Genomic DNA, 8,803 nt, shown 5'->3' with positions numbered 1-8,803 from the left:
GAGAATGTGGTAATAATCACCTACGTCCTGCGGCTTGTCCGCAGGATCCAGAAAATTCAGCGTAAATATGAAAGATATCAAATCTTTGTGCTCATTAGTAGATCGAACTGGATGCCGCGGACAAGCCGCGGCACGTAGAAAATATGGGCAAATTGTATTATACAACTTTCTCTCACGGTCGCGGCTCGGTTTTCTTTAATTAATGAGAATGAGTGTTGAAGGCTTAATTTTCTTTAATCTCATGAAACAATGGCTCAAAATATTCCTTGTACCTCCCCACCAGATAACCCAATTGAAAAGGACTATACACTTGCAGTTTCATTTTGAGTTGTTGTACGTATTTTTCTGTTGTTCTGGGAGATATTTGCAGAATCTGAGCGATTTCAGGTACGGATTTACCTTGGTGCAGCCAAAAGAGCGACTCCAGTTCTCTGGTGGTCAGGCTTGCCACTTGCTGGTCTTCTTGTGGGATGAGCCCATCTTTTAACAGGTATGTTGGTTTTTGCTCTGAAGGCAGGGCGATTTGGTTTTCAACACAGTGTTTTTGAATCAGGGGATGAACCAGTAACTGATGCTGGACGTATTGATCAATCTGGCGAAAGTGTTTCATCAGCAGATTATTTACCTGATGATGCCCACGTCCCAGAGCGATTTCAAAAATATCAACATAATCATTCTTTTTGTAATAAAAAACCAATTCAGAGGCTATATTAAAATCATCACGCAGAGGTTGTAATAACTGGTTGATTTTCTCAGGAGCAGAGGGCCAGGAATCCGATAAGGCGAAACCAGAGTTATAAAACTCATAACTTTGCTCATTCATGCCCAGTAAATATTTCTTTTCACAAAAATACCATTCCAGTGCATCGGGCCTGGTGGTCAGAATAGCCAGAGTATTGTTTTTGAATATTCGGGTCAGGCGAATAAAGCTTATGGGCAATTTATCCATTAAAGGCTGGCAAAGTGCTTGAAAATGAGGCGATTGATCAAGCGTGGATTTTAGCCAGGGTTTTAATTGAAATTCACTCATAATGCATCAAGCTGTAGGCAATGTTCAATGATAACACAATTCGAGTTGTTTTTAAATAGGTCATGATGTTTCTATTGTTCTCAATAATGTCGTTTTGTGGCATAATTATGTTCATATGTGGGACAAACAGTATTTACTTGGGAGAACTTATGCTAAAGGTAAATCTTGCAGACAAATTTGCCTTATTTAATGATTATTGGTCACCCAAAATCGTGGGAGAATTAAACGATTCGCATGTCAAACTAGCGAAGTTTAAAGGAGAGTTTGTCTGGCATAAACATGATTCGGAAGATGAATTGTTTTTAGTGATTAAAGGAACTTTGTTAATCAAGCTGCATGATCAGGACATACATCTTAATGAAGGTGAATTTGTGATTATTCCTAAAGGGGTTGAACATATGCCTGTTGCTGATGAAGAGGTTCATGTTTTGCTTATTGAATTGAAAAGCACTTTAAATACAGGGGATAAGCTGAATGAATTGACTGTGGAACAATTAGGGAAAATTTAGAGTCGTGCCCCGCTGCCGTAGCCCGGTCTGCTTGCAGCGGGATCGGTGCACCAATCGTGCTTTCTGATCCCGATTGCAAGCAAGCCGGCCTACGTCCGTGCCACAGTCTTGGTTGGTTGCTAATGCTCAGCGTAGCCTGGTCTGCTTGCAGCCGGGATTTCCTCCTTCCTGTCAGCAGCTAATTCACAATGCATATTCAATGCTGTCAGTGGTGATGGATTTAAAAGTGCCAGTGCCATGCGTACTGCTTTGCCGCGAACGAAGTCCGTATCTTTCTGCTCTGGTGAGAGGTTCCCACTTGCAATAATGTAAATCTTGTCGTGCTCGTTCAGCATAGCGGACAATTTATCAAACATCTGTAGTACTCCTGTATCAGAAAAAATGCAATGATATCCTTTTGTTCAAAAAGATCCATTGCTGTGAGGAGTTTATGTTAGTGTCACTGCCATTAAGTTAAGCGCTACTCCGCCGTCCCGCGGCTTGTCCGCGGGATCCAGAGATCTAAGTTCAGAGTGAGATTCCTGGATCCCGCGGACAAGCCGCGGGACGGTGGAACTCCTTAACTCGATCCCCGTCGTCCTGAGCGCGTCTTTTTGCGCGAAGGATCTCCGAAAGCGGCATGGTGCCAGTATCAGGAGACGGGGATCGGGGGTGTCGCAACAAAACTTCCGCTTCCTGACGGTCGCGGCTCGGTTTCCGGTGCACGATGAAGTATATACGAATGCACGAAAACCGAGCCGCGACCGTCAGGAAGCGGAACAGTTATACTGGCAGGGACTGTGTTTCTGCCCTGAACCCCTCGGACAAGCCGAGAGATGTCGGAATCAATGCCAGATTGCGTTTTCAGAGATGTGTAGAGCTGCAGACCGTTTTGTTTACAGCTTGACCCCTATGCCCTCCATGGTGTGCACTTCTGAATTTTGAATCGCTGATTGGGCAAACATTGACGATCTGGATACACGCACCTTTTCCTGGTTATTCTTTAAAAATGGATTGCCGGCACTTTTGTCAGCAGCAGTTGCTTTTCCGGAAATTTTGTTTAGCAAAAATTCAGCGGCCTTTGTATCTGGCTCAGGTAGAGACAAAGTTTTGGGTTGCAGGTAACTGCCTGTATCCAGCATGGTTTGAATTACCCCCAGACTATTGAACATGCGCTCAATTAAAAAGGGAATACTCTGCTGGACGTGTTGTTTGTCACTTAACAAAGCCGGGATTTTATCATCCGTCAGGGATTGTTCGAACCGAATCATTTCATGGTTTGCGGCAAAAAAATCAATCACATCAGAGGAACACTCATATAATCCTTTGAGCAGGGTAAAGGGGTGTTCAAGGTTCAAATGAGTTTTAACAAGTTCTGCTGCCTTATAAAAATCACAGCCTGTTTCCATCATGACTTTGGTACAAAGCAGTTCGTAATGACAACACAGTTTATTAAATGCCTGCTGACAATCGCCAGATGCCATGACCGATTGTAAAGGACTTGCCTGAAATTCTATCCCCAGTAACTGGCTGGTCGTTGCGGTGATTAACCTATGGGCATGGGTTTGAAATTTATTATGTAACAGGGTTCTCTGATACTCATTCAAATAAATATGCTGTGGCTTTTCAGCATCTGAAAAGTGTTGTAAGGCAGTTGCAAGGACTTGAGGATTTTTACTGTTTACTGCATCGTACAGCTCGGCAGAGCGTTCTGGGGTATAGGTTTTAGAATTAAAGACAAAGGTCTTGAACTCCGTCATCTGTTGGAATATGGAATACAATCCTGGAAAAGCAATTTCGGCAGGGGCAAAGGTTTTTTCTGTAAATTGATGAGACAAATGACCGGCCAGGCCTGCAGTGAATTGCTCATGAGCTGGCGTGCCATGCATCGCTACATATAAAAACTCGGCTGGGGCAGGTATTGTCTCCTGGCTTTGCTCATCATAGCGGCAATAAGATTCGACTGTGAGGGTATCGAATTCGGCGAGCACCAGTTCCGCATAGCCTTTAACCATGCTAGTAGCTTCCGGTTTATTATATAAATGGCTTTTCAATAAAAGTTCATAGCGCAAGCCATCCTGACTTTTAACCAGGTCATAAGTAAAATGTAAAATCCCATTACCTGCCTTTTCGTTTTGTACTATATCCTTCATTTCTGGTAATTGCCTGATGAGTTTGAGCCACTTATTGGGAACAATCAGTGGGGGTAATTCTGAACGGCTATTGTTTGCCGGGCAAATGAATGACGCTTCATTATCTGGCTTTTCATTTAATTGGTTCACTTGTGATAAATACTCATTGATATTGTTTTCAAGCCAGACATTATAATCTGATTCATATTGTTCAACCTGTGCCCTGTTTTTGTTTCTCGTTGAGCGTTTGTAGGGGGTACGCTGATCCTGGACTAAGGGAAGATTGATTTTATAGGGATTATCTATAAATGGCAGTTGACTGTAGTTGTCTGCAGAATCATAAATATTTTGATTATTTATTTTGATGAGAATTCGGCTCACTTGGTAGTATCCATAATCTCTACCCTCATCATGATGAGTATAGTGAAAGTCACCTTTAAAAAAATAGAGTTCGAACAGATGAGTGTTATGTAAGGGTGTAGTTCCATCCCATTTTTTTGAATAGTCATTGTATGGTCCCAACCACCAGGACCACTCTCGCGTGCCCAAATAAAAATCTTTATCAATACATTTTGCAATGGGTAGTTCATTCCTGTTGTACCATGAGTTATTTTCACCCAGGCTTTTTTTTGAAAATTCATTATTTTGCCAATAAAAAATCTGCATTACTGGCCCATCATCTCCATCAGCGTGTCTGCAAATCGAGTCAGCTTGATATCTTAACCCTTGTAATGATTTCCCTGTATTACAAGAGAGCGGATCACCATATGCGAACATAGAATAGTCTATGTTGACAGGTATGCTTAATCGGCTCGTAAAATTAAACAATAGATCGGGTTCAAGACAAAAAACCTTAGAGAAATAATATTTGCCAAAACCTGAGGCTTTATAGTGAAACAGGCCTTTTTCTGGATGCTGAAATGGTTTTAAAGCATCGTCAGCCTGTTTTTTCAGGTAACGGGCATAGTCACTGCTTATTACTTGCGTTTGTGTTTTGATTTTTTCCTTGATTGAGCTGTTCAGATGGCGATTAACAAGGCTTGAAGAGGAACGAATCATATCAAGATTCAAAGTAAGGCCGTTAGCGTTTGCTATTCTTTGATAAGATTTTTTGAAATCAGACAATTGGTTAAAAATCAAATCCCCAAATTGATAGAGTTCCTCCTGGTTGCTTTTAAGGCCATTCAGGTTCATGTGCGCAACCAGCCGTGCCATCATGTTAAGGCTATGTACCAGCACTTTGGGATGTACCTGGAATTCACCGACATGCTCCTGTTGCAAAAGATACAAATACAGCAAAGGATAATGAGTACTCGACAGCCCATTTTTCAAACTTAGCACTTCATTCAATTGGATGAAATTACTTAATTGAGGTGAATGCATCAGACTGGATTTGAACTCAGTAAGCAATTGACTGATGTCTGCAGGTTGCAGTTCCTGATTAGCGCTTAAATACTTGTTTTCCTTACGCGATAATCTGGTCAGTTCCTGTGTCATTGCAGTATCAAATGTGCTCAAGGCATTGGCGTCTGCTTTTGCCTCCAGATCATTGATTTTGGGTAGGTAGGGCAGAGCATGGCGCGTACTTTCCATGCCTTCATAAAGCGAATGCAATAACTGAATATTCTGTAAGCCAAGCTCATGTAATTCTTCAAAATAGATGCTGGTTATAGTACTAAAATAATTATGGGTTTTACTAAACATGTCTGATATTTTCTCCAGCATTTCCTGCATAGCCAAAAGTACGGGATCTTGCTTTTGCTCAATAACACCGGTAATTCTAAGCACAGATACCACACCATTGATTAATGAAAGGGCAGGGAGGACAAACTCTTTTGACAGTTGTGCCATGCCATAGGTTTTGAGATCTGCCCAAATATCACTCATTGATTTCAAACTTAAAATCGTTAGAAGGCCTTCTTTTTTAAAACTTAACAGCAGAAATGATTTTGTTTTCTCTGACAGTTTTGTAAAGTCTTTTAACGTACCAGCAGCCACATTTTTTAATTGCTCAATGGCCTCCTTTTCAGATTCAGTGTGTTGCACTATTTTTCCCAATTCGCCAATCAGTGAATCGATGCGGTCTTTATCGATTAAACCCAAAGCACTGGGAAAATCCTTGATACACAGCTGACTGGCTAAAAAGACGGAAAAGCGTTCAGCACTGGCAATAATGGATGATAAATCCCAGAGCATAGTTCCTGCCTGCTGCGCCAATTGAAGCGGTTGTTGTACTTTAGTTAAATTTAAGCCTGAAGCAATTTCTTTCAGTAGTACTAATACATTATCCAGAGTTTCCTTTTCTTCTTTATAACGGGTTTGTTGCTCCTCGTATTGGGTTCTAATCACGCCTCTGAGCAGATTTCGCTCTTCTGCCTTTCTGATTTCTTCAGGGGTACTGGTCGCACTCAAGCCTTCATAAGCCAATTGTCTTTCTTGTGCGTGGTTTCTTAAAGCAAGACAGGAAATCTGTAAAGAGTAACTTTGAGCATAAGCATTTAATTGTTCCTGAACATTTTCAAGATTTTCATTTAATTCATGGAGTCTTTCATTGTTTGCTGTTGCGGAAAGGACACTCATGCCCCACACCTCGTTTAAAGCCAGAAGTTCTTTTTCTTCGTCAGCAGTTAAACCTTCAGGGCCGCTTTTCTTCTTCTTTAAATCTTTGAGCCTTTTGTGCTGATTATTTCGTTCCTGATAACTGGAAAGGCCTTTTTCATATAATTCTTTTTTTAGTTGGAGATGGCTAATTTCCACGCCAAGTTTTTGTTGTTCTGCTTTAAAGGTATCAATTTGCTCATGCATCCCGACGAGATAGGCATAAGGGCTGACCTTGTCAGGATTTTGTCTGATAAATTCATGATTTTGCTGTTTTACATACTCGTAATACCTTTTACGTTCGCTATCCTTTTCATACCAGCGTAGAAATTGTTCGTTCTCATTTACTAACGAATTGGCTCTTTGTTGCAACTCATTGATTCGACGTTGTTTTCTTCGTGCTGATCGGGAACCAAAAGAAGAAAAAATCCCTCCCACAGCCATGCAGGCCATTCCTGCAATCGGATTGGAAAAACCAGCGACCGTACCTAAAAAGGTCATAGCACTGCTTGCTGCCATGGCGGTATTATTCAGATGAACATCCTGTATCTGGCTTAATAAACGGGAGATTAATACCCCATTAGTGCTTATGTGGCCTTTTAATTGTTTTTGTGAGGTATTTAAACGGCTTATTCTTTCTTTAAATACATTTAATTGCTTTAGAAAGTTTTCTGTCGTTTTTAAAGATTGGGTAATACTTCTTAAGCCCTGTATTTCCAAAGCACCACTCACATAAGATTGGATGGTGGGTAATGACCGATGCTGTAGTTCCAGTAAATCCGTTTCATTGATCCGTAAATTAAGCGCAGCACAACGGTTCGCGATGAACGCAATGCGTTGTTTTTTGTTTTCTTCAAAGGCTTCGTGTTGTGCTTCCATCTGATCTGCCTGTGCAATAGCATTCGCTATACCCATAGCTACCTGGGCTATTCTTCCGGCAATCATTTGTTTTGATACTTTATCAGGGGTTTTATGGTTTTCTTGCTCGGGTTCTGGCGTTTTATCGCTCATTTCATCATGAATGGAGGTGAGGAGATCATAAGCTTTTTTTGTTTCATCCAATACCATATCAACAGTAGCGATTGCTTTGTCTTTTTCTTCCAGACTCACTTCTGTCATGTCAAATTGAGCCAGGGTATTTTGAATGGCATCAATCCCGCTTTGGTTGTTCTGCGCAGTGTTGTTTAAGGTAATTAAATTATCGGTAATTTCATTCAGCGCAGCAAAATCATGTTGTTGGCGCAGGCTTTGCTGATGCGGTATGTCAACAGGCTGTAGTGAAGAATCATTGTGCATTAATCTTTTTTGAATTTCATAAGCATCATCAGCTTGTACAAAGGCATCTATATCGGAATACAATTGCGTTGCCTGTGTTTTTTCTCTTTTTTCTTTTAGTAGTGTGTTGATTTTATCGATGGTGACGTATGGGGCACCAAGACCGAATCCAGTACAGGAAAACGCGACAGCCCTTTGCTCTTGATGTTCATCAAAATATTTACCTGCTGCGATTTTAATCCAGTTCCAGTCCAGACCCTTGTATTTTTCCCAATCAAATTTGTTTTTTAACCCGTCAATGACCCCATGTTCTTTTAAAAATTTATCCAAAAACTCGATACAATTCAGTGCACCAACAGCTCCGACATTATATGTGGGGGGATTTTTTTGGTATTGCGCCATTCCTTTGGCCATACTAAAAAATTGTTCTTCAGTGACTCTTAATTCAGTTTTTAGCAGTTTTTCTTTTGACGTGCTGCGGTCTTGTTCAAAAATTTTGCCTTTGGCGACGCTAAACACCTCATAAAAAAGGCGGGTTGGATCGGGATCGAGACCAATCTGATTGGCCTGCACTACTCTATATTTATCCAGCAAAATTGGACCATCGATACTGACATGGCCGACTTTCCCATCCGTGTGAATGTTGAGCCAGACTTTTTTATTGTATAAAGTTTCGTAAAGTTCTCGAGATTTTTTCATTAAGCCATGCAGTTCATCTCTGTTGAATTGAAATGTCTGCAAAAATAATTGCTGTTCCTGGCTGCGGGTAAGGCTGCGTTTGATTTGAATAAAAGATTGATATTCCTGAACACGCTGACTTTCTTTTGAATTTAAAGGCTCCATAAAAAATTCCTGGTTTTTGAGTGTAGTTGTGATTGGCGTTATTTTAATCAAAGTGGCGTGTTTTTAGGTATTGCCCTTTTGGACAGGAAGGTTTTGAGTTAAGGAATTTTTCTTTGATTGGAGCACGCACTAAATCATGCTTTGTGCCGCAACAAAACTTCCGCTTCCTGACGGTCATTGCTTTATACACAAATAATTCCAAATAGAATAATATCGACCCATTTGAAGAAAAGCGTGGATATTAGTTATGGAAATGTCAGAAGATTGGGTTGAAAAAGAAGTAGAGGATGAAGATTTTGGAGATAAGCGATTAAATAAGCGTTTTAAGAAATTGCTCGGGAGTTTATTTAAATCGCCGGATAAAAGCATATCGGGCTCATGCAAGGGCTGGGATGAAACGATGGGAGCCTATCGTTTTATAGGCCATCATAAAGTTA

At 40.8% G+C, this 8,803-nt stretch carries 5 protein-coding genes; 2 read left to right on the top strand and 3 right to left on the bottom strand.

The genetic code is table 11. The features are described from left to right. Window positions 1–223 precede the first annotated feature (223 nt). Complete coding sequence (locus B094_RS0112245; RefSeq protein ID WP_018578103.1) at window positions 224–1,030, bottom strand: helix-turn-helix transcriptional regulator; 807 nt, start codon at window positions 1,028–1,030, stop codon at window positions 224–226. A 149-nt stretch (window positions 1,031–1,179) separates the two neighbouring features. Between B094_RS0112245 and B094_RS0112240 the strand changes: the two genes are divergently transcribed. Then, window positions 1,180–1,539, top strand: a complete 360-nt coding sequence (locus tag B094_RS0112240) for a cupin domain-containing protein (RefSeq protein WP_018578102.1) — start codon at window positions 1,180–1,182, stop codon at window positions 1,537–1,539. A 119-nt stretch (window positions 1,540–1,658) separates the two neighbouring features. Here B094_RS0112240 and B094_RS0112235 read toward each other — a convergent pair whose 3' ends face one another. Together B094_RS0112235 and B094_RS0112230 are read right to left on the bottom strand one after the other, a co-directional pair. Continuing rightward, a complete protein-coding gene (locus B094_RS0112235; RefSeq protein ID WP_018578101.1) occupies window positions 1,659–1,895 on the bottom strand; it encodes a hypothetical protein in 237 nt (78 codons plus the stop codon). 519 nt (window positions 1,896–2,414) lie between these two features. Beyond that, a complete protein-coding gene (locus B094_RS0112230; RefSeq protein WP_018578100.1) occupies window positions 2,415–8,366 on the bottom strand; it encodes a bZIP transcription factor in 5,952 nt (1,983 codons plus the stop codon). A 247-nt stretch (window positions 8,367–8,613) separates the two neighbouring features. Between B094_RS0112230 and B094_RS0112225 the strand changes: the two genes are divergently transcribed. Further along, window positions 8,614–8,803: IS4/Tn5 family transposase DNA-binding protein (locus B094_RS0112225; RefSeq protein ID WP_018578099.1), on the top strand; the 190-nt coding region annotated here is incomplete at its 3' end.

The organism is Legionella shakespearei DSM 23087, from assembly GCF_000373765.1.
Taxonomy (GTDB): Bacteria; Pseudomonadota; Gammaproteobacteria; order Legionellales; family Legionellaceae; genus Legionella; species Legionella shakespearei.
This window is presented reverse-complemented; position numbering and strand designations above follow the sequence as displayed.

Coding starts and splice junctions, on each gene's coding strand:
- B094_RS0112240 (WP_018578102.1), top strand. CDS start 1,180: ATGCTAAAGGTAAATCTTGCAGACAAATTTGCCTTATTTAATGATTAT.
- B094_RS0112230 (WP_018578100.1), bottom strand. CDS start 8,366: ATGGAGCCTTTAAATTCAAAAGAAAGTCAGCGTGTTCAGGAATATCAA.
- B094_RS0112245 (WP_018578103.1), bottom strand. CDS start 1,030: ATGAGTGAATTTCAATTAAAACCCTGGCTAAAATCCACGCTTGATCAA.
- B094_RS0112235 (WP_018578101.1), bottom strand. CDS start 1,895: ATGTTTGATAAATTGTCCGCTATGCTGAACGAGCACGACAAGATTTAC.